Origin of the sequence: Exiguobacterium sp. UBA3491, assembly GCF_002377745.1 — a bacterium.
Lineage (GTDB): Bacteria > Bacillota > Bacilli > Exiguobacteriales > Exiguobacteriaceae > Exiguobacterium_A.
The window spans coordinates 60,488-82,302 of record NZ_DFQK01000003.1 but is presented as its reverse complement, the minus strand read 5'-3'; the positions used below and the strand labels follow the sequence as shown (position 1 = coordinate 82,302).

Below are 21,815 nucleotides of genomic sequence, written 5' to 3'. Positions count from 1 at the left end.
TGCCATTGCCTCGCCTTCTGCTTTGGCTTTGTTGACATCAATGATGACAAGTTCTTCACAAAGTCCAGCTGTTGACATCTGATAAGCAAAGCTTGAACCAACTGCACCAGCTCCAATGAGGGCTACCCGTGTCACTTTCGCATGTAATTCCATATCGTTATGTCCACCCTTTCATTCGTCCTAAAAGTTTGTTAACTATCTCACAAATAAATTGTAACATCTTTCACATTCTTTGTATCATGTGAAATTAATCACATTTGTCCATTTTGTGTCATTGATATCCTAACATAAGGAATTACACACTCATATACTTTCCAGTTACCAGAATCGAATGATGATAAACCCGATTCCACTCGCTAAACCACTTGTTAAGACATTGACAGCATCATTCCCTAAAAGTCGAATGCCTGAAACGTAAACGGTCGGTTGACCATGGTGTTCTCGCTTTTCCGTGTATTCCCCACAAACCGAACATCGGTAAACGCGTTGCCCTACTGCTCCAAATAGTGTATCCAGTAGGCTCCCGAGTACACCGATGCTTGTTACGAGTAAGACGTCTCTTAAAGAAAGAGAAAATATCCAATGCGCTGCTACCGCAATGAATGCAGCTCCTGCAATCGTACCGACCGTTCCAATTAGCGACATCGCTCCACTCGTCCCTGCTGGTACCCGCTGTAACGTTTTGAGCGACCACGGATCACGTCTTGAGAGCGGCCCGATTTCGGATGCCCACGTATCAGCATTCGATGCTGCGATGACGAATAGAAATAACAAGAGATACGCAAAATCCATCGTCATGGCATACGCTAAGGCAGCAACGAACGCTACCCCTCCATTCGCAAGAACCTGCCATCCGTCACGCGCGCCATCTTTCTCAACGATGGAGTCGACCGATTGTTTTCTGGATCGTCCAACCTTCGATAACAAGCTCGAGCTACCAAAGAATAGTAAGAGTACTACTAATCCTTGCCATCCAAATCCAAATGAGACACCACTACCGACGAGCAGGGTCATGATCGCACCACTTGTCGTCAATAAATGAAAAGATCGTCCGGTCCAAGCAAGCAATAGACAAAACAAAATGGTCGCGCTCAGCATCGGATGACCTCTAAATCAGTGACGATCAGGTCAACGGGGATATCAAAGGCTTCTACTTCAAAATCGGAAAGAAGTTGTTCGGAAAAGGCAATCGATACTTTACATCCTGCATAGGTCACGAGTGCACGATCGTAATAGCCTCCTCCCCACCCTAAACGATATCCGTCCCGTCGATAGGCACGACCCGGAACGAGACAAAGCTCTGCTTGAGCAAGTGAAGCCCGACGTGCTGAAGCGGTCGGTTCAGCAATTCCCATCTGATTTGCTTGAAGTTGATCTTCTGGTCCATGTTCATAAAAGACCATCTCGTCTCCCACTACTTTTGGTATCAAGACCGTCTTGCCCTCTTGCCACGCCTGTTCAATCAGCATTCTTGTATCACATTCATTTCGAAAAGCTAATGTGATCGCGACACATGTCGCTTGTTGCCACTCAGGCAACAACAAAACATGTTCGTAAATCAACCGTTCCTTCTCCGTACGATTCTCCATTACATCTAATCTTTCTTTGATCAGACGGCGTACTTCTTGTTTGTTCATGACTGTCTTCCTTTCCACAAAAAAAGCCATCACACGAAGTGACGGCTTCCATCTCAATTATTTCACTTCACGGTGAAGTGTGTGCTTACGGAGACGTGGGTTGTATTTCTTCAACTCAAGACGCTCTGGGTTGTTACGCTTGTTCTTTTTAGTGATATAAGTACGGTCACCAGTTTCAGTGCAAGCTAATGTGATTTTAACGCGCATGGGATTCCCTCCTATCTAGCTCTCGATGTATCAAGTGATTTTGCTTTACATAAGGTTAAGCATACTCAAGTATCGTACCAAGAAAGGAAAGGAATTGCAACTGTTCATCCGTTCTTTTTCGGATTCGTCACGTGTTGATATGGTTTTTCAAGGTTCTCTTCAAAACGCAGTGGCTTCTTTTCGACGTGATACTCTTGTTCCACCCCGTGACGTGACTCTTCTCGTTCTAGATAAACGACCGCTGATTGGCGCAACGCATCTCCTTCAAGTCGTTTTAAGGCAACGACCAGACCACCTGAACGATCAGGAGAACGCTCACTTTCGACATCGTAGACGTTACTTACGAGTGGCAACTCTTTCATCTTCGCGATAGCTTGGGCAGCTGATGCGGTCTCCATGTTGAAGTTGTGGATGACTGCGAAATCAACGATCTTACTCAAGGCTTGCGCTTGGCGTAAGAATGCTAAATTTAGTGCCGCCAGTTGGTTATAGGTCTGAACGAGCGGTAGACCCGTCACTTGCACTCCGTAAACATGAACACCTTCTTCAAATCGATACGCTTCTGGATGTTCCGTGACGACATAGACATTCTCACCAGCAGCAGCAAGTCGTCGAGCGAGCTCCGAAGCCGGCCGGTCTGACGCATCATATTGTCGGACGAACAACAAGATGGCGTCCGTATTCCAAGATTTCTCACGCTTCACTGCCACGTAGTAATCATGTGCTGTCAAGAAGACATCCGGTTCAATATCTGAATCTTGAAGGAAAGGATATTCGCGATATCGATCATCCAACCATTCCACCGTCAGCTCCTCAGCATCCAGGCGACGCTCCGTTTCTTCAAAACGTAGGATGTGCTCCCGGAAACGATTCGCAGCATATTGAGCTGTCGTCTGTCCATCGAGGATGAACGGCCAGTCGCTCGAGACAGCGAGGAGGTATTCTCGAATGAGTTGACGCTTTGCTTTGACAGTCAACGCATCTTGATGACGATTTCGGGCTACGACACCTGCTAGTCTCTTCTCAAGTTGATGGAGATGACGAATCATCCAGTCATTCCGTTCATTGATCCAGACTTCCGCGTAGCCTTTTCGTCCCCACGTTCCCATCGCGACATGTGCCGTGTCGATGTCTTGGAAGTGACGTTCGAGGAAGATCGCCGGTGAAATCGACTCAATTCCTTGATCTTCTAAACGTTCCATCGCTTTACCGAGGAAGTCGGGACCTTCAAACCACCAGTGACCGAACAATTCGGCATCAAATGGTGCTGTGACAAGGAATGGTGGGAAGTTTTGTCCTTGATGCGCATCTAAATGTTCACCGAGTGCTTGTGCGAAGTCTGCTGCGTGCTCACTTGTCCGTTGCCATGCCCAATCACGGACGTAATAGTCTTTTTGATCCGTTTCTCCTGTTACGCGATGTAATTTCAACCCTGTATCATAACGTAGTCCCTCTGGGTGCATGAACTCAGCGATTTGATCCCACTCTCGATCGTACGCAAGGTCACGATAAAACTCGCGGTAATCCGGATGACCCGGGTATCCGATGACAGAGCTCCAGATTTTTCCGGAAATGATTTGATCACGCGGGAAAAGTGCCACACCGTGCGGCGAATAGACGGGTGCTCCGATTCCGTGTTTCGGTGACGGATCCGCGTTTAAGATTGAATGTTCGTCAACGAATGTATAACGAATGCCCTCTTCGTACAAAATACGGTCAAGTCCTGGCGTATACCCACACTCTGGCATCCAAAGACCAGTTGGACGGAATCCGTAATGACGTTCAAAACAGTTCAATCCTGTCTGAATTTCAGAACGTGCCGCTTGTTCGGACAACATGTGCGGACTGAATCCGTGCGTCGCCGTACAGGTAATCAAATCAAGATAACCTTGCTCCTTGTAATGACGGAATGCGCGGTTCAAATCTTTTTCCCAGTGAAGGAACGTATTCAATAAGTCTTGATAACGGTCTTGATAGAAAAGAAGCGCATCTCGTTCCTTTTGAGCAAGCTCTCGTTTTAGTTCCTGGCGAATCAAACGTAACGTATCCTCGATATGCTCGATATACCGCTCTTGAATCAATGGATCGGCAAGCATCTCGATGACGGGTGGCGAAATGCTGACCGTCCAGTCGAGCGGACGTGACAAGCGATCGACCTCCCACAATAATGGGATGTAGGTTTCTGAAATCGCTTCATACATCCACCGTTCTTCTAGACGATGCGCCTCTTCATGACGGATATATGGTAAATGTGCATGTAAGACGAGTGAAAAATATCCTTTTCGCATAGCTTCTCTTCCTTTCCCTCTCTCTAATTCCATTACCGGACGCGATCGAAATAGGAATAAGGACGTAATACCTCGACCCATTCCGGTTGTTCGACCTCTCCGTATTGCCAATGATGCACGACTTCCGCGAACCGTCCATCCGTGACCGGTTCGTCGCGTGGCGTCTCGACTGGTTTTGAACGCAGTACTGGAACAAAGTCCCCGTCGATCGTTTGAATGCCCCATTCAATGATGTATGTAGTATTCGGGGCGACTGGTCGAACGAACCAAGCATTCGTCATTTCCGGTAGCTCGAATTGATACGTCCGATTTGCCTGTCCTTGTTCGTATTCAACAAGCGTGACATCAATGATGCGTAATTCTTTACGAAACGAATCAAACGTCGTGTGATAGTGCGTCTCTAGCAACTGTTTCGACAGTTCAGATAATTCCCAGTAGACGTATAACGCTGTCGGTGACTGAACGATGGCATGGAGGATATCATCCTCGTAATGTGTCGCCATTCCAAACGCGTCGCGTTCGAGCGAAGGTACCACTTGCACAGACGGTACGACGTCTAATACCGGTGCAGTCGACTTTTTCGTCTGCTTGACCGTTTTTGATTTTACTTTCGGCGCTGCTACAGAAGGTTGTTCTGTTAACGATTTACGATATTTGGTCCAAGCATATTTGATTTTTCCTTCAGTCGTATCCAATTGAGCTGCGATTTGTTTTGTTGTCAGCCCTTGTTCCTTCATTTTAATGATTTGCTCAAGCATTCCCATTCCCAATCACCTCTCTGTCATTATTCACTTCTTTCCTATTCTACAAACGTGTTTCGAATCCCTTTACAAAAAAAGTAGGCAGAGGAAATTCCTCCTGCCTACTTGATTCATCCGTTTAAATCATAATGTTTTCCTTTTTCGAGATAGATCAGATGCTCTCCGACGTTCGTCAAATGATCACCCATCCGCTCGATGTAGCGGCAAATATTCGTGAATTGCATGACTTCATCGACGACGATCGGCTGAAGTGACATATGACGCATGTACTGGCGAAGTGCCTTATATGTCGTCTCATCAATGACGTTATCGAGATCAGACAGTGCTTTTGCTTTTTCGACATCTCCATCACGATAGGCGACGATTGCAGTTTCCGTCATATCCAGTAATGTCTCGAACGCTTCCTTCAACAACGAGATATCGATGACATACGGGAATGTTTCGACACGTAGAACCGCTTTTGAGATATTCCCCGCATAATCTGCAATCCGTTCAAGATCCGATGAAATCTTCATCGCCGTGATGATCCGTCGTAAATCCGTCGCAACTGGTTGTTGCTTCGCGATTAAGAGGATCGCATCATCGTTGATTTCGAGTTCAAGATCATCGAGTTCATTGTCGTTCGCAATGACACCACGTGCGATATCTTGATCATATTTTTCGAGCGCCTCTGCTGTCGTTGCGATTTGTTGCATCGTTTTTCGTGCTAGTAAAAAGACTTTTTGATCGAGTATTGCAAGGTTTTCTCCAAAAATTGTACGGTTCGCTGCCATTCGTCTCGTCTCCCCTTCTTATCCGAATCGTCCTGAAATGTAATCTTCCGTCCGTTTGTCGGTCGGATTTCCAAAGATCCGGTCTGTTTGATCGAACTCGACGACTTCACCATTCAAGAAGAATGCTGTTTTGTCAGATACACGTGCAGCTTGCTGCATGTTGTGCGTGACGATGATAATTGAGTAGTCCGATTTCAACTCTTGGACGAGTTCTTCTACTTTTAATGTAGAAATCGGGTCCAGTGCCGATGTCGGCTCATCCATCAAAATGACATCCGGCTCGATCGCGAGGCAACGCGCGATACAGAGACGTTGTTGTTGACCACCCGAAAGACCATAGGCATTTTCATTTAAGCGATCTTTAACTTCATCCCAAATCGCTGCTCGGCGTAAACTACGTTCCACGATCTCATCAAGGATTTTTTTGTTTTTAACGCCATGGACACGTGGACCATATGCGATGTTATCGTAAATTGATTTTGGGAATGGATTCGGTTGCTGAAAGACCATTCCGACAGACGTCCGTAATTCTTCAACACCATACTCTTTTTCAAAGATATTACGTCCGTGATACTCAATGACACCATTCGTCCGCACGATCGGAACGAGTTCGACCATCCGGTTCAATGTTTTGATGAATGTCGATTTACCGCATCCTGACGGTCCAATAATTGCCGTAACTTCATTTTTTTTGATATCAAGATTGACATCTTTAAGCGCGTGATCGTCACCGTACCATAAATTTAAATTTTTAACGTTATAGACGCTCTCGCGTGCTACTACTGGTTGGTTCATACGCTCTGCCCCTTCTGTGACGACTGATTTCGTATTCAGCTTCGTATCCATCATCTGTCTTCCTCCTTAAAAGAAATCCCTTCTATCTCGTTCGATTAATAGCGTTTAGAAAATCGGTTCCGGATCCAGATCGCAAGCGAGTTCATCGTCAAGAGAATGACCATCAAGATGATGATTCCTGCTGCTGCAAGACCTTGGAAGTCCGCTTGTGGACGACTTGTCCAGTTGTAGATTTGAATCGGTAATGCCGTGAACTCTGAGAAGATCCCTTCTGGCGCACGGGCGATGAAAATGGCAGCTCCGACCATGATCAACGGTGCTGTCTCACCGATTGCTCGGGATACAGCTAAGATGATTCCTGTAATGACTCCCGGAAGTGATGCCGGAAGAACGACTTTGAACGTCGTTTGCCATTTCGATGCACCGAGTGCGAGTGATGCATGGCGCATCGCTTGTGGCACGGCGCGAATTGCTTCTTGAGAAGAAACGATGACGACCGGAAGACTCATCAATGCGAGTGTCAAAGCTCCAGCAATCAACGTCGAACCAAAGCCCATATTACGGACGAAGAACGTTAATCCGAGTAATCCGAAGACGATCGACGGAACACCTGCGAGGTTCGAGATATTGACCTCGATGAACGATGTCATCCGACTCTTTTTTGCATATTCTTCTAAATAAATTGCTGCTCCAACACCAATGATGAAAATCATCGGGATGATCAGGAGCATCAAGAAGATGGAGCCCATTAACGCTGGATAGATTCCGGCACGTTCCGCACGACGAGATGGTGCGTTTTGTAGAAATTCAAGTGATAACCACGAAGCACCGTCACGGATGACGCCGAATAGGAGAATACCTAAGACGACGAGACCGAAAAACAGACCGACGAGGAAAATGACTTTCGTTACATTGTTGACGACGAGGCGTTGGCTAATGGATTTCTTAACTGCGACCGGGTCGATGATTTTTTTTGTGACAGGTTGCTTTTCTGGTAAGGCCATCTTAATACTCCTCTCTGAAGCGGCGTGTGATCCAGTTCGCGAGTAAGTTCATCAATAACGTAAAGACGAACAAGAGCGTACCAACCGCATAGATACTGTAATATTCAACTGTTCCAAATCCAGCATCGCCTAAAGCGACCTGAACGATATACGCAGTCATCGTCTGGACCGGCTCGAGTGGATTAACAGCAGCTGTCGGATTCGAACCACCAGCGATCGTCACGATCATCGTCTCACCAATTGCCCGAGACATTCCGAGTACGATTGAAGCAATGATTCCGGACAAGGCAGCGGGAACAACGACTTTTAATGCGACTTCAAGACGTGTCGAACCAAGAGCGAGCGCACCGTCACGAATTTTTTTCGGGACAGAGCTCATCGCATCCTCAGAAATCGAGGCGATCATTGGAATGATCATGATCCCGACGACGATCCCCGGACTGAGCGCATTGTAGATTTGAATGCCTGGAATTAATTTAACGAGTAGTGGTGTGACGAACGTCAACGCGAAGAATCCGAAAACGATCGTCGGAACACCAGCTAAGACTTCTAAAATCGGTTTTAAGATGCGGCGTGCACGGTCTGACGCATACTCACTTAAATAAATCGCAGACGTGAGGCCGATCGGCACGGCCACTAGCATCGCAATCACGGTAATCTCAAGTGTACCGACGACAAGCGGCCAAATCCCATACTCTGGTTGAGAGTTCAGTGGATACCAGCTCGTACTGCCGAAAAATTCCTTGAACGGAACGACTTCAAAGAAATGCTCGGTTTCAATGACTAACGTGAGAATGATGCCGATGGTCGTAACGACCGAGACGAACGCACACAGAAATAAAACGATCGGCATGATGCGTTCCATGACGTTTTTCACACTGAATTTTTGCTGTCGGTTCTGTTGAATCAGCTCGCGAACCGATTTATTGGGTGTTGAATTCATCCTTCTTCGCTCCCTACTCCTTCTTGACATGAGAACGGGACCCAACCGGTACAGACTTCCCCGGTTGGGCCATCCTCATGACTCGATGATTATTTCATTGCATCTTCGATTGCTTTTGTGTTTTCATCGTAACGATCTTGTGGCATTTTAATATAACCGACTTCTTCAGCTAAATCTCCAGCGTTTTCGTTCGCGAATTTCACGAAGTCTGCCACCTGTTTTTTATCGTTCAGTGATTTGTTGTTGACGTACGTGTAGATTTCACGTGACAACGGGTAAGATAGATCTTTGATTGTTTCTGGTGTTGGATCGACAGCATCTTTTCCTTCAGCTGAAAGTGGTACTTCTTTTAACTTATCTTTATTTTCAGCGTAGTAGGCATAACCGAAGTAACCGATCGCACCTTTCGTTCCTTCAACCCCTTTGACGAGTACGTTATCGTCCTCAGACAGTTGAACGTCTTTACGCATGTCTTTCTTCTCAAGTACTTTCTCAGAGAAGAAGTCGAATGTTCCTGAATCTTTCCCTGGGCTGAAGAACTTCAGTGGTTCAGCCGGATAAGAAGAATCAACATCTTTCCAAGTCTTAACGTTTGGGTCGAGCCAAATCTTTTCGAGTTGATCAAGCGAGAGTTCTTTTACCCATGTATTATCTTTGCTGACTGCAACAGTTAGACCATCATATGCAAGTGAAAGTTTTGTATATTCGATGTTGTTTTTCTTAGCTTCAGCTGCTTCTTCTTCTTTAATTTCACGCGATGCGTTCGAGAGATCCGTTTCACCGACGACGAAGCGTTTGAATCCGCCACCCGTACCAGAGACACCGACTGTGACATTTACGTCAGGTTGTTCCGTTGAATATTCTTCACCGACAGCTTCCATGATCGGGAAGACTGTAGAAGAACCGTCGATTGCGATTTTCCCTTTTAAATCAGATGAACTAGCAGAACCGCCTTTATCGTTACCACATGCTGCCCCCACTACTGCGATTGATGCTACCGTTGTAATGAGTGCTGTTTTTTTCATCCAAGACATGATTAATTTTCCTCCTCGAAAGTATGTCGCTGACGATGCTACGACTTTTTATCCGTTTTCCTTACAAGACTTATACTACGGATGAACTATTAAAACGAAATGAATCCAACGTAAAAGAATTGTAAAGGCGTGTTTTTTAGTGTTTACAATTCGAAATCCATTACAAAAAAAGGTCAATACAAACAAAAAAACGAGAGTGATTGCTCACTCTCGCTTAGTTTCTAGTTAATTTGGTTTAGTCTGCCACGGTACGTCCTTAACGTTGAAGTACGCTTTGACAAGATCATGACCGATTTTCGAGTTAACAGTCTCTTGCTCCATGTAAGGAAGGAACACGGCCCAAGCCATCTCTGGATTGTCATACGGTGCCCAACCGACAAGATTCGAGTTCAACGAACGAACCGGTTGCCCGCTTCCGTCACGTAAGGCGATTCCGTCATCCCCATAGACGCTGACCTGTGCAGTACCTGTTTTTGCTGCAGCATCGATTCCAGTTTGTGCGATGACTTTGGCTGTACCACGCTCACCTTTTACAACACGGTGCAACCCTTCCCGGACATGATCAATATTATCTTGACTGACTTCAATCCGGTTCAGATAATTCGTTTTAAAGCTGTAATCGACTTTTTTCGTACCCTTTTCAATCGAGTTCGACGCCAATACTTCTTTTAAGAAGTGAGGCTGAACTCGATAACCACCGTTCGCAAGTGTTGAAATGTACTGCGCGACTTGAAGCGGCGTAAAGGCATCGTACTGACCAATGACTCGGTCCATCAACAACGTGACACGGTCTGGCGTCCCTTGAACACCTTTTGCTTCGTAAGGCAAATCAACACCTGTCGTCACCCCAAGACCGAACTGACTATAGTAATTCTGCATGATGGCAGCTGCTCCATCCACGCTCGCACCAGCAATCCCATTGCTCGGATATTTCGCCATCCGCATCGCAATGTTAAACATATAGACGTTCGACGAGCGCTCAAGCGCCGTTAAATCCGTAATCGGTCCCATGTTAACATATGATCCTTTTTTTGTACCTCCGATTGTGATCGGTGCATCGTTGATGACTTCGTTTTGACGAATGACACCTTCCTGTAGTCCCATCGCAACTGTCGCACCCTTTATCGTTGAACCGATTTGAAGAGACGTCAAGACATTATTAATCGCTACATCCGTGAACTTCCCAGTCGAAGGATCAAGCTTTTGACCTGACATCGCTAAAATCTCACCAGTTTGTGGATTCATGACGACGGCATATCCTTCTTTTAAATAACGACTACCCATGCCACGACCCATTTTGATCGCTTGTTGCATGATTTGATCTACTTTTTTATTGTATTCCGCATCAACGGTTAGAACGAGGTCCTTCCCGGACTCGCCTTCTTCACGTTTTGGATCACCGACCGGTTCTCCATTAAACGTTTCGTACACATCGTATGCCGGTTTCCCGCGCAGAAGATCTTCGTACTGTTGCTCAAGGAACGAAGTCCCGACACGATCATTCAAACTATATCCTTTTGCTTTGAACTCCGCTTGTTGTTCTGCCGGAATCTTCGAGTACTTTCCGAAGATATTGCGAAGTGTTCCTTCATACGGATAAGAGCGTTCGTAAAACGGTTCAACCGATACACCTTTCAAATCTTCTAAATTTTCATCGATGATTGCCATCTCTTTTGCAGACGCACCGAGCTTGACGAGTTGTGGATCAAGTGCATAACCGACTTCCATGTTATGTTTGATCGCAATGACTTCCATTGTCTTGTCATCATAATCGATATCTTTTTTCGTGATCGCATCCAGGCGGATTTGATCTTGTTCCGCAATCGAAAGCTTACTTTGCGCTTCCGTCGAAGGATACTTCTTTTTCACTGCTGCTTGGTAACGACGATCCGATTCTTCCGTGTTCGTCGCGACCCAAAAATCCTTGATGTCACGTTCCGTGACTTTCCAGTCTTTTTTAGGTAGATCAATGATTGCTGCGAGACGCTGCGCGATTTCAATACGTTCATCTACTTTCGTCGATTGTGCGCGACGATATACAATGGAGTATTTAGAAATTGTATCGACAAGTAGACGACCATCCCGGTCATAAATCTTACCACGTGGTACTTCATACTTTGATGCAGTCATCTCCGTTTTTTGGACTTCCCGCGAAATTTTTTCACCATTGACGATTTGAACGACTCCTAGACGGAAAATCAAAATCGCAAACAATAAAAAAACGACGAAGAACATTAAATTCAGACGAAGCGGCAGATGATTACGCCGTCTTCCTCGTACGGTGATTCGTTTAGCCATGGCGTACTCCCCTATCGTTCAAAAGTCATCTTGTTTCATTATATAGAAGGAAACTTTCCATAACAACCTATCCCATGATTTTCCGTATTAAAAAAAGCGTATCGTTCACAATTGAACGATACGCTTTTTTCCATTACTTCGCGTCAGCGTAAAGCTTCGCTACGTGGTCCCAATCAACGACGTTGAAGAATGCATTGATGTAATCCGGACGACGGTTTTGATAGTTGAGATAGTATGCATGTTCCCAAACATCAAGACCAAGGATTGGCGTTTTGCCTTCCATGACTGGTGTATCTTGGTTTGGAGTCGAAACGACTGCCAATTTCCCACCGTCAACGATCAACCAAGCCCAACCAGAACCGAAACGAGTTGTTGCTGCTTTTGCGAACGCATCTTTGAATGCATCAAATGATCCGAATGCTTCGTCGATTGCTGTTGCGAGTTCTCCTGTCGGAGCTGCGCCATCGTTCTTCTTCAGCAATTTCCAGAAGAATGAGTGGTTCCAGTGACCGCCACCGTTGTTACGGACTGCAGTTTGAATGTTTGCTGGGAGAGCATCCAAGTTTTGAAGAAGTTCTTCAAGTGACTTTCCTTCATGTTCTGTACCCTCAAGCGCCGTATTCACGTTCGTGACATACGTGTTGTGGTGTTTCGTGTGGTGAATCTCCATCGTACGAGCATCGATATGTGGCTCAAGCGCATCATAAGCGTAGCCGAGTTCTGGTAATTCAAATTTTGACATGTTCATGTCCCCCTTTGTGCTATTTTCGAAAACTTCAATACCCTTTAAGACTAGCAAAAGTACCTGTGTTGACGCAAGTCAAGACCCTCGGATTTACTCGACTTCTCGCGGAGCAAAAACAGAGACGCCTCCGCCCGGTACCGGGAAGACACCAAATCCTTCTTCGTCGATCACGACTGGATGATCTTGATGGTTTGTATAGTCGAACCATTCTTGACCCGCTCGCTCTTCACCGACGAACATGCGTTTCTCGCACATGTCGGCGTTCGAAAGCAACACGGCACAACCTGAGTTCTCGATTTCATCGACACCAAGACGAACCCAGCCTACACAGTGCGGGTCATCAAGATAATCCTGTTGTTCTCCGTATGCTTTATGATAGCGCGTATAGAGCAGGGCATTGATCATCTCTTTTTTTCCTTCGACAGGGGTCGGTCCTTGGACGCCATAGTAATCCCCGTAAAAGACACATGGATATCCGTCCTTACGTAACAAGATCGCTGCATAGGCATGTTGCTTGAACCAGTCATCCACCCATGATTCTAGCGACTCGCCAGGCTGTGAATCGTGATTGTCGACGAACGTCACGGCATTCGTCGGATGCGACTCGACGAGCGTATCCGCAAACAATGTCGTTAAATCAAATTTTTCTCCCTGCTTGGAAGCTTCATGGAATTTATAATGAAGCGGAACATCAAACAAATCAATCGTGTAGTCGACACTGTCCAGGAAATGACGGCAATCGTCGAGATCTGACTTCCAAAACTCGCCGACCATGTAAAAATCGCCTTCGCTGCTTTCCATCATCGATTTCGCGAATTCACGGACAAATTCATAGTTGATATGCTTGATTGCATCAAGACGGAAGCCTTGGCAATCGATCGTGTCCTTGAACCAGTGTCCCCAACGAATCATTTCTTCCCGTACCGTCGGATGATTGTAGTCGATGTTTGCAAACATGAGATAGTCATAATTGCCGAACTCATCATCTACTTGGTTGTTCCAATCTTTATTATTTCCGGAAATCTTAAAGATCCCTGTTTTTTCTTCGCGCGCGTCAAAATCCGTTCCATTGAAGAATTCGTGTGTCCAGACGAAATCCGAATACTTTCCATTACGACCTGGGAAAGTAAACTTCGTCCACGCATCGATTTCAAACTCTTCTGAAATTTCTTTCGATCGATCTTCTGGATTGACTTCTACTACTTTAATCGTTTCGAGTTCGTCTGCTGCAGCTTTATGGTTCATGACAACATCCGCATAAACAGCGATATCGTTCTCATGGGCAACTTCGATTGCTTCGACCAGTTCATCCTTTGTGCCATATTTCGTCCGGACCGTTCCTTTTTGATCGAACTCGCCTAAGTCATAGACATCATAGATGCCGTATCCTGTATCTTCATCCGACTGACCTTTCGATGCTGGTGGAATCCACACGGACGTGATGCCAGCAGCACGCAATTCAGGCGCTCGTTCTTTCAAACGTTGCCAGTGCTTTCCATCATTCTCTACATGCCACTCGAAAAACTGCATCATCGTATGGTTACGTTCCATCTCTCTTCGCTCTCCCTTAGTTACTATAGTATGAATATTATTACAATACCTTTACTATTCCCCGAGCGAACAAAAATAAACGCTTCCCGTTTGCAACGAGAAGCGTTCAACCAAATGGACCCTGCAGGACTCGAACCTGCGACCGGACGGTTATGAGCCGTCAGCTCTAACCAGCTGAGCTAAGGGTCCTTAAGTAATAGTAGCGGCGGAGGGAGTCGAACCCACGACCTCACGGGTATGAACCGTACGCTCTAGCCAGCTGAGCTACACCGCCATGATGTATGTTTCTTACTCTTACTAGATTACGAGATATGGCGAAACTTGTCAATATGCTATTTCAAAAAAATAAACAGCTGATTTCATTTTTTGAAATCAGCTGTCATAGATGAATCGTATTTCGTTTAGTTTGTTAATGCGGTCCGCTGTTCAAGGACGAGATCCGTGATGTTCACAGCGTGATCGCCGATTCGTTCAAGGTTTGAAAGTAAGTCGACGAAGATCATTCCCGCTTGTCCTGTACATTCACCAGCATTCACGCGAAGTACATGATGCTTACGGAATGAACGTTCGAGTGCATCAAGTTTCCCTTCAAGTTCAAGAACTTTTCGAGCCCGTGTGACATCGTCTTCTTCGACGGCGCGAATCGCACAAGCGACGATTTCTTGTGTCAGGACATACATCTCATCAAGCTCTCGCTTCGCAGATGTGGTGAACTGAATCCGGTTGACGATCTGGAAGTCGATTAATTCAACAATATTCTCGACATGATCACCGATCCGCTCGAAGTCATTGACAGCATGCATCAGTAGCGAATGATCATTTGATTCACGCTCTGATAAATCATGTGCGGCTACTTTGACAAGATAACTCGTGACTTCTGTATTTAAGTGGTTGATCGCGTATTCAATCTGCTCGGATTCTGAAACATCTTTTTTATCATGCGATTGCGTGTAACGGTGTGCTTTCGCAAGTGCGTCTTTTGAGAATTCACCCATACGCAAAACTTCAAGTTTCGCTTGGTTTAAGGCAAGCGCAGAAGATTGATTTAAGATGTTTTGATCGAGATGACGCGGTTTTGAATCGATCGTCGTATCCGTACCTGGTACGATTTTTTGGACGAGCCATGCGATTTGTGCGATGAACCAACATTGAATCAATGTGTTGACGACATTGAACGTTCCGTGTGCAAAAGCAATTTGCATTTTCGGTTCTAAACCAAGCGCGTCTGTAATCCATGCGATGAAGCTTGAGAACACTGGTAATGCAATCAAGAACAAAATTGTTCCGATGATATTGAAGATGACGTGTGCGGCGGCTGTCCGTTTGGCTGCGATCGACGCACCAAGTGCTGCAAGTACTGCCGTAATCGTCGTTCCAATGTTATCACCGAACAAGACCGGTAGTGCCGCTTTGATATCGATCATGCCACCAGCGTACAACTCCTGTAAGATACCAATCGTTGCTGACGACGACTGGACAAGAACAGTAAAGATCGTTCCGACGAAGACACCAAGTAATGGATTATCCGACATCGAGACAGTCAATTCACGGAACCAAGCACTTGATTCAAGTGGAGCCATCCCGTCCCCCATCAATGTGAGACCGTAGAACAACGCACCGAAACCAAAGAAAATCTGTCCGATATACTGAACACGTTCTTTATTGAAGAAAAAGATCAAAAAAGCACCAATAGCGATAGCGGGAAGTGCCGCTTCTTTAACATTGAAGCCAATGATGAAGGCAGTGATCGTCGTACCGATGTTCGCTCCCATGACGACACCGATCGCTTGTCGTAAATTCATCAGACCCGCACTAACGAGTCCAACGACGATAACGGTCGTACCGGAGGACGACTGAATCAGTATCGTGACGACGATACCTGCTAAGATACCTAATAGTGGATTCGTCGTATACTTATCGAGGATATAACGTAATCGGTCTCCCGCTGTTTTTTGGAGACCATCTCCCATATACTTAATACCGAAAAGGAAAATCCCAAGTCCACCGATGAAGGTGAAAATCATTTCCTGCAAATCATAGTTCATCTTGCCAGCTCCTTTATTTGATGTGGATTGATGTGTTTGTAAAGTTTATTTTTTTCGACTCCCCTATTATGTAAAGGTCTAATGAACTTGTAAATAGTTTTTACGACATCCGATTGTTAAGGTTTTATTAATCTGTACTATCACAAAAAAACCTTTATTCTTAAGCATTTAATACAATTTAAAATTCTGTTATAAAACAATGAAAAGAGTGATATTCTTGTCTTTTTTACGTCAACTAATTAATTACTTACACACTTCGCTAATTCCAAATCGCTCATTTTTACGCCTTCGCCTAGCAGATGTTTCTTTGTATTTTTGTGGATTAGCTTGGATTTCACTGTGGACGACGATTATTGATTCCTTCTTTTTACAAAAAGATATCCCAATCGTGATTTGGTTCGTTCTTCACTTCATCTTCATCGCTATTGCCGTCTTGCTGTATTTGCTCTTGATGGCATATCTGACGAAAGGATTCGTTCGTCTGTTACTCCCCCGCACATGGGCATATCGTCAGACGTTCCCTTACACAGTTGCAACGAATCTATGGACCTTCCCCCTTGGCATGCTTCTTTACCAATTGGGGCATCATCAAATAGGAGTCGCTTTACTTATCCTCGGGCACTTCGTTTACACGTTGGCGCCATTATGGATCGCCCGTTCCCCGAAACCTCGCGCGTCACGTAAATCTCGATGAGTATCAAAATCAGGCGTCCGACGGATTGACGGACGCCTTACTTTCATTAAACAATTGTAAATGTTCGATTTTCGTTCTTGTTTCTCGATTTTTAGGGAATAGTTCGATATGATAGAAAAGGTAAACATAAACAATATGGCGGTATGCCACAAAAGGAGATTTTCGATATGCCGAAAATGGTCCATCGCTCTAAGACTCGTCCCGTTCGTGTAGGGGACCTTGTCATTGGTGGAAATAATGAAGTCATCATCCAAAGTATGACGACAACTAAAACACACGACGTCGAAGCGACAGTCGCTGAAATCCTACGTCTTGAAGAAGCTGGTTGCCAAATCGTCCGCGTCGCTTGTCCAGAAGAACGTGATGCGCTCGCACTTGCAGAAATCAAAAGCCGAATCAACATTCCGCTTGTCGTAGACATCCATTTCAACTATAAACTCGCGCTCATGGCGATCGAAGCTGGCGTCGATAAAATCCGGATCAACCCAGGTAATATCGGTCGCCGCGAAAAAGTCGAAGCCGTCGTGACAGCAGCAAAAGCGAAAAACATCCCAATCCGGATTGGGGTAAACGCTGGTTCACTCGAAAAGCACATTCTCGAAAAATACGGTTATCCAACAGCACGTGGTATGGTCGAGAGTGCCTTGCACCACATCAAGATCCTTGAAGATCTCGACTTCCATGACATCATCGTTTCATTGAAAGCATCAGACGTTCAGTTGGCGCTTGAAGCATATCAACTTGCTTCTGAATCGTTTGACTATCCACTTCACGTCGGGATTACGGAATCGGGTCCACTTCGTTCTGGTTCATTAAAATCAGCAGCAGGACTTGGAGCGATCCTCTCACGCGGAATCGGAAACACGGTTCGTGTATCTCTTTCAGCAGACCCTGTCGAAGAAGTAAAAGTCGCAAAAGAAGTCTTGAAATCATTTGGTCTCGCAGCCAACGCGGCGACATTGATCTCATGTCCAACATGTGGTCGGATCGAAATCGATTTGATGTCGATCGCTGCAGAAATCGAAGACTACATCGAAAATATCCAAGCGAACATCAAAGTTGCTGTTCTTGGTTGTGCAGTCAACGGTCCTGGTGAAGCACGTGAAGCCGATATCGGTATCGCCGGCGCTCGCAACGAAGGATTGTTGTTCCGTCACGGAGAAATCATTCGTAAAGTACCAGAAGCAACAATGGTCGAAGAATTGAAAAAAGAGATTGATGCCATCGTCCTCGAAAAACAGGCTGAAAAAGAAGCCGAAAAAGCAAATCACGTATAAGATAGGGGCTCCTCTTTGATGAGGAGTCTTTTTTCGTATCTCGATTTCGACTATGTTATACTAAGTGAAGAAAAATTCTTAGAACGTGGGTGACTGTAAATGAAAATTGGAATCGACATCGATGGAACGATCACACATCCATCCTCTTGCTTCACTTACATGAATAAACATCTCGGAACGTCGATTGACTTCAATCAGGCGTCTGAATATGAATTGCATACGTATACGGATATGAATCAAATCGAATTTTGGGACTACATGGTGAACTCCGGTCACGAGACAGGAATTTATCGTGAGTCCATCCCTCAAGAACATGTTCGCCACCACTTATGGAATTTGCGGAAGCAATATGATCTCCATTACGTGACAGCACGATCGGAACTCGTTCGTCCTGTAACTGAAGAGTGGATCAAACAACATGAACTTCCTCTTGATTCCTTAATCATGACGGGATCACACGACAAAGTACAAGTCGTCCGTGATTTATCACTCGATTTGTTTATGGAAGATCGATTAGAGAATGCTGTGCAGATCGCAGAAGATACATTCATCCCTGTGATTTTGTTCGACGCACCTTATAACCGTAAAGCCGTACCGAATAATGTTATTCGTGTCGCTTCATGGAATGAGGCCGTTCAAGAGATTCAAAAATTTGCACCGATTCGTTAAAACAGCCGATTAGGCTGTTTTTTCCATTTTTTACGTTATTGAACTCTGAGATATCTTACAATGCTTTTCGTTTTAAATTTTAAACTAGGAAGTGCTTCATGATGCTTGCTACAGTGAATATCTTTTTTATTAATATTTGTATTATTTTTCTCGTTTCTACATTCGCCTTTTATCTGCTTCGTGATCGTTTACCGATTCAACCCGACTCGATGATGTCTACTCGGCTGTATTTTGGTTTTGCTAATGGGATCACCGGTATTCTTCTTATGCATCATGCGATCGATTTAAACGGCGCACTGATTGACTTGCGTTTGTTACCTCTCGCTTTATCCGCTTTATTCGGTGGTAACATCAGTATCACAGTGACGGAATTAATGCTTCTGATTTATCGTTTGTTAATCGATAATGGCGATTCTATAAATGCCCTACTTAGTTCTGTCATGACGCTACTCGGTTTTTTGATGCTGTCATTTATTTGGCGTCGGTTCATTACACGGCAAGGATATTTTTTTACCGCCATCGTGACAGTCGGTTCTCTACTTGTTCTTTGGCGACTGATTACGAGTAATTCCCCTGTAGATGCCTGGAGGACGATTTATATTCCTTATTTCATCTTAACGATTGGCGGAGCCGTTTTGTTTTATCGTTTGTCACTACTCCTGCAACAACATTTTGTTCTTTACTCTTATCAATCCTATCTCGCTTCGACCGATCAATTAACAAGGCTTGCGAATCGACATGTCATTTTGGAAAAGGTCACGACGCTTGAAAAAAACAGAGCTTCTTGGGGCGTCATCTTGTTTGACTTAGATCACTTCAAGAGTGTGAATGACACGCATGGTCACGCCGGCGGCGACGCCGTCTTGCGCCATTTTTCGATTGTATTGAATGAACGTTGTCCCGCACCTGTTACAGTTGGTCGATATGGCGGTGAAGAGTTCATCGTCATCATTCCAGATTGTGACCTTTACGAACCTATTCATTTAGCAGAAACAATCGTGGCAGCCGTTCAACAAACGCCATTTGTCATGCAGGATCACGCTGTATCGATCACGGTATCTGCTGGAATTGCTTACGCTCATCATCAACCCGCTGAAACGGTCTTCAAGCAAGCAGATGCTGCTTTGTATGAGGCAAAAACACAAGGTCGAAATCAATATCGACTATATCAATCATAAATACTGTATGAAAAAGCCACTTCTCTCCGAAAGATTCGGACTGAAGTGGCTTTTTAGGGATTAATGAATCGTTCCTTCATTCGTTTTTTGTAGCAGACAGATGATTTCTTCGAGTGGTACAGGTTTAGCGAAGAAGTAGCCTTGGAATAAATGAATCCCGATTTCTTTGGCAATGCGTACTTCTTCTCCCGTCTCTATCCCCTCGACGATACATTCGACATGCATTGACTGACTCAATTGAAAAATCGACTCAAGAATTGATTGTCGTTTCTCTGATGCTCCGATTTGTTCAATGAATTGCTTTGGAATCTTTAATTGACGTAACGGTAATAAACGTTCGAGGACGTGATACGAGGCATGACCAGTCCCGAAATCATCAAGAGAAACTGGAAAATCGAGTGTTTTGATGCGTTTGAGCGCTCGATGAATCGATTGACTCTCAAAATCAAGCGACTGACTTTCCGTGATCTCGATCTTAATCTGTTGCGGCTTTAGTGCATACTTGAGTAGCGTTCGTTCAATGAATGGCATGAATGACTCACTCGTCAATTGTCGTGGCGATACATTAACCGATAAGGTAAATTCATCCGGAACGAGACCGATCAATGCTTTACGCGTCTTACACCCTTCCTCAAAAATCCATTCTCCTAGACGAATCATCAAGTCACTTTTTTCAGCAATCGGGATGAAGACGGATGGTCGATCAGCTCCTTGCAACGAGGTCTTCCAGCGAACCAATGCTTCAAGACCAATGAATTGCTCTGATCGAACATCGTACTGCAATTGATAGACGAGGTGAAAGTCCGTTTCAATATTAGCCTGTGCTAATGATTGTGCTGCTTTGACTCGCAATTCTTGATCCTTTCGCCAGGCTTGGTCAATGCACATCACACGTTCATTTTGTTGAGCGGCTTCCTGTAGCGCAGTCAATAACTGCTGTACTCGACGCTTCCGATTGTCCGTCGCCCCTTCTCCATTATCGATGACGATGGATATGTTGACGTAGACATGATGCCCTTCGATTTCGTAAGGTATGGAAATTTCTTGACTCAATTTTTCCATCACTTCCTTACATGCCACCTTGTCCGGCTTTTCCATGACGATCAATAACGTTCCTGCTTCGATTCGAGCAAACGCTTGATATGGAGGTAGTTTTCGCTTGAGCCGTTCGATACATGCCCGTAACACTTGTGACTGAATGTCTTCTCCAAAATACCGTGCCAACTCATAATAATTTTCTAAATGAATACCGACAAAAATGAGCTGTTTTTCAGGTCTTGGGAAATCGACTTCGTTCAATCCTTGACGATTCAAAATACCTGTTTCTTCGTCACAGCGTGCCGTATCGTGTAGTTGTATCGCCAAATCATTCAAACGATTTAAATTACGGATATGCAAGTGATTGATGACAAGGGCGATTGAAACACCAATTATAATCATGCCAATTCGTCCATAATGATCAGTCGGATCAATTTTCACCGTCACGGTATCGGCATTCCACATGACGTAAAAACTAGTTGCGATGGCAATGATGATGGCGTACCACATCATGATTCGTTGATACGAAATCAAAGCGATCATTAAAAACAAAAAACTGCTAACCCAAACGGTGACCGCCGCATAAGGTAAAAAACTAATCGAAGTGATTGGAACAACGAGCAACATCAAGGACAATAAGTGGGTTTGCAACACCACGTCCATCTTACGACGACTGATATAAAAAATAAAAATCCCCATGAGGACTAAAAATGAAATAATGACAGAACGACTTAAATATGCATTCTTTATCGTCTCTTCCGTCGTCGTATAAATGATTAAAGCGCCAACAAGCATCATGAAAAGGGCAAAATTTCCGATCCACCATTGTTGTTTCCGAACAATGTCCTCCATGTATTTCCCTCCTTTCCATTAGTTTT

20 protein-coding genes and 2 tRNA genes are annotated in these 21,815 nt (G+C 44.9%); 4 read left to right on the top strand and 18 right to left on the bottom strand.

Translation table 11 applies throughout. The features are described from left to right. The 17 genes from B4F99_RS00850 to B4F99_RS00770 form a co-directional block, all read right to left on the bottom strand. Nucleotides 1-153 (bottom strand): lactate/malate family dehydrogenase (locus tag B4F99_RS00850; RefSeq protein ID WP_414651128.1); only part of this gene is annotated, 153 nt, incomplete at its 3' end. A 165-nt stretch (nucleotides 154-318) separates the two neighbouring features. Continuing rightward, on the bottom strand, nucleotides 319-1,098 hold the full coding sequence (locus B4F99_RS00845) for a DUF92 domain-containing protein (RefSeq protein ID WP_290754790.1): 780 nt from the start codon (nucleotides 1,096-1,098) through the stop codon (nucleotides 319-321). Then, nucleotides 1,092-1,637 carry a 5-formyltetrahydrofolate cyclo-ligase gene (locus B4F99_RS00840; protein ID WP_290754788.1) on the bottom strand — a complete coding sequence of 182 codons (546 nt, stop codon included), beginning with the start codon at nucleotides 1,635-1,637 and terminating at the stop codon, nucleotides 1,092-1,094. Before B4F99_RS00840 ends, B4F99_RS00845 begins: the two co-directional genes overlap by 7 nt. A 57-nt stretch (nucleotides 1,638-1,694) precedes the next feature. Continuing rightward, entirely contained in the window at nucleotides 1,695-1,844 is a 150-nt protein-coding gene (gene rpmG / locus B4F99_RS00835; RefSeq protein ID WP_012369771.1) for a 50S ribosomal protein L33, read from the bottom strand. A 104-nt stretch (nucleotides 1,845-1,948) separates the two neighbouring features. Further along, the gene (locus B4F99_RS00830) at nucleotides 1,949-4,132 is read right to left on the bottom strand and encodes a 1,4-alpha-glucan branching protein domain-containing protein (RefSeq protein WP_290754786.1); all 2,184 of its coding nucleotides are present in this window, start codon (nucleotides 4,130-4,132) and stop codon (nucleotides 1,949-1,951) included. Between the two features lie 32 nt (nucleotides 4,133-4,164). Continuing rightward, the gene (locus B4F99_RS00825) at nucleotides 4,165-4,896 is read right to left on the bottom strand and encodes a DUF4912 domain-containing protein (protein WP_290754784.1); all 732 of its coding nucleotides are present in this window, start codon (nucleotides 4,894-4,896) and stop codon (nucleotides 4,165-4,167) included. 107 nt (nucleotides 4,897-5,003) lie between these two features. After that, nucleotides 5,004-5,666, bottom strand: coding sequence for a phosphate signaling complex protein PhoU (gene phoU / locus B4F99_RS00820; RefSeq protein ID WP_035409154.1), 663 nt, complete (start codon nucleotides 5,664-5,666; stop codon nucleotides 5,004-5,006). A gap of 18 nt (nucleotides 5,667-5,684) precedes the next feature. Beyond that, nucleotides 5,685-6,461 (bottom strand): phosphate ABC transporter ATP-binding protein PstB, encoded by a 777-nt coding sequence (gene pstB / locus B4F99_RS00815; RefSeq protein ID WP_052019099.1) that lies wholly within the window; start codon nucleotides 6,459-6,461, stop codon nucleotides 5,685-5,687. 95 nt (nucleotides 6,462-6,556) lie between these two features. After that, a complete protein-coding gene (gene pstA / locus B4F99_RS00810; RefSeq protein ID WP_290754780.1) occupies nucleotides 6,557-7,465 on the bottom strand; it encodes a phosphate ABC transporter permease PstA in 909 nt (302 codons plus the stop codon). Nucleotide 7,466: 1 nt separating this feature from the next. Then, the gene (gene pstC, locus B4F99_RS00805; RefSeq protein WP_035409160.1) at nucleotides 7,467-8,408 is read right to left on the bottom strand and encodes a phosphate ABC transporter permease subunit PstC; all 942 of its coding nucleotides are present in this window, start codon (nucleotides 8,406-8,408) and stop codon (nucleotides 7,467-7,469) included. An 89-nt stretch (nucleotides 8,409-8,497) separates the two neighbouring features. After that, nucleotides 8,498-9,442 carry a PstS family phosphate ABC transporter substrate-binding protein gene (locus B4F99_RS00800; RefSeq protein ID WP_290754778.1) on the bottom strand — a complete coding sequence of 315 codons (945 nt, stop codon included), beginning with the start codon at nucleotides 9,440-9,442 and terminating at the stop codon, nucleotides 8,498-8,500. Between the two features lie 225 nt (nucleotides 9,443-9,667). Beyond that, the gene (locus B4F99_RS00795; protein ID WP_056060174.1) at nucleotides 9,668-11,740 is read right to left on the bottom strand and encodes a peptidoglycan D,D-transpeptidase FtsI family protein; all 2,073 of its coding nucleotides are present in this window, start codon (nucleotides 11,738-11,740) and stop codon (nucleotides 9,668-9,670) included. A gap of 133 nt (nucleotides 11,741-11,873) precedes the next feature. After that, a complete protein-coding gene (locus B4F99_RS00790) occupies nucleotides 11,874-12,482 on the bottom strand; it encodes a superoxide dismutase (protein WP_035409166.1) in 609 nt (202 codons plus the stop codon). 93 nt (nucleotides 12,483-12,575) lie between these two features. After that, nucleotides 12,576-14,036 carry an alpha-amylase gene (locus tag B4F99_RS00785; RefSeq protein ID WP_290754776.1) on the bottom strand — a complete coding sequence of 487 codons (1,461 nt, stop codon included), beginning with the start codon at nucleotides 14,034-14,036 and terminating at the stop codon, nucleotides 12,576-12,578. Between the two features lie 115 nt (nucleotides 14,037-14,151). Then, nucleotides 14,152-14,225, bottom strand: a tRNA-Ile gene (locus B4F99_RS00780). Nucleotides 14,226-14,236: 11 nt separating this feature from the next. Further along, nucleotides 14,237-14,310, bottom strand: a tRNA-Met gene (locus B4F99_RS00775). A 127-nt stretch (nucleotides 14,311-14,437) separates the two neighbouring features. Then, nucleotides 14,438-16,081: a Na/Pi cotransporter family protein gene (locus B4F99_RS00770; RefSeq protein WP_290754774.1), complete on the bottom strand. Its 1,644-nt coding sequence runs from the start codon at nucleotides 16,079-16,081 to the stop codon at nucleotides 14,438-14,440. Between the two features lie 208 nt (nucleotides 16,082-16,289). Between B4F99_RS00770 and B4F99_RS00765 the strand changes: the two genes are divergently transcribed. The 4 genes from B4F99_RS00765 (at nucleotide 16,290) to B4F99_RS00750 (ending at nucleotide 19,899) form a co-directional block, all read left to right on the top strand. Beyond that, nucleotides 16,290-16,775 carry a hypothetical protein gene (locus B4F99_RS00765; RefSeq protein WP_290754772.1) on the top strand — a complete coding sequence of 162 codons (486 nt, stop codon included), beginning with the start codon at nucleotides 16,290-16,292 and terminating at the stop codon, nucleotides 16,773-16,775. A 167-nt stretch (nucleotides 16,776-16,942) separates the two neighbouring features. Further along, nucleotides 16,943-18,052 (top strand): flavodoxin-dependent (E)-4-hydroxy-3-methylbut-2-enyl-diphosphate synthase, encoded by a 1,110-nt coding sequence (ispG, locus tag B4F99_RS00760; RefSeq protein WP_035409173.1) that lies wholly within the window; start codon nucleotides 16,943-16,945, stop codon nucleotides 18,050-18,052. A gap of 99 nt (nucleotides 18,053-18,151) precedes the next feature. After that, entirely contained in the window at nucleotides 18,152-18,721 is a 570-nt protein-coding gene (locus B4F99_RS00755; protein ID WP_251137900.1) for a 5' nucleotidase, NT5C type, read from the top strand. Between the two features lie 98 nt (nucleotides 18,722-18,819). After that, nucleotides 18,820-19,899, top strand: a complete 1,080-nt coding sequence (locus tag B4F99_RS00750; protein ID WP_290754768.1) for a GGDEF domain-containing protein — start codon at nucleotides 18,820-18,822, stop codon at nucleotides 19,897-19,899. 60 nt (nucleotides 19,900-19,959) lie between these two features. Here the strand turns inward: B4F99_RS00750 and B4F99_RS00745 are convergent, their stop codons facing one another. Then, entirely contained in the window at nucleotides 19,960-21,789 is a 1,830-nt protein-coding gene (locus B4F99_RS00745) for a bifunctional diguanylate cyclase/phosphodiesterase (protein WP_290754766.1), read from the bottom strand. Between the last annotated feature and the right edge of the window lie 26 nt (nucleotides 21,790-21,815).